The organism is Rhodococcus sp. IEGM 1307 (genome assembly GCF_030056915.1).
In the GTDB taxonomy this organism is placed as follows: Bacteria; Actinomycetota; Actinomycetes; order Mycobacteriales; family Mycobacteriaceae; genus Rhodococcus_F; species Rhodococcus_F opacus_D.
The window spans coordinates 1-214 of the sequence record NZ_JASHKW010000139.1 but is presented as its reverse complement, the minus strand read 5'-3'; the positions used below and the strand labels follow the sequence as shown (position 1 = coordinate 214).

The 214-nt window shown below is 66.4% G+C and carries 1 pseudogene; it reads left to right on the top strand.

From position 1 onward, the window contains the following. A pseudogene (locus QM841_RS43085) lies at nucleotides 1-214 on the top strand (cutinase family protein); the annotation flags it as partial.

The following is a 214-nucleotide window of genomic DNA, read 5'->3' as shown; positions in this document are numbered from 1 at the left end:
GCCACCCCGGCAGATGCCCTCTCCTCCGCGTCGAGCGTGCTGTCGGTCCTCAAACCGAAAGTCGTCGTCGACCAGGCCCTGAACGTCGTCACCGGCGTCACTGCCCTCGATATACCAGCGATCCTGCACAACCTGATCGTGCTCCCGCAGAAGATCGCCGCCGGCGATGTCCGCGCCGCCCGCGATACCGCCCGAGAGCTGAACGTGCAGTTCG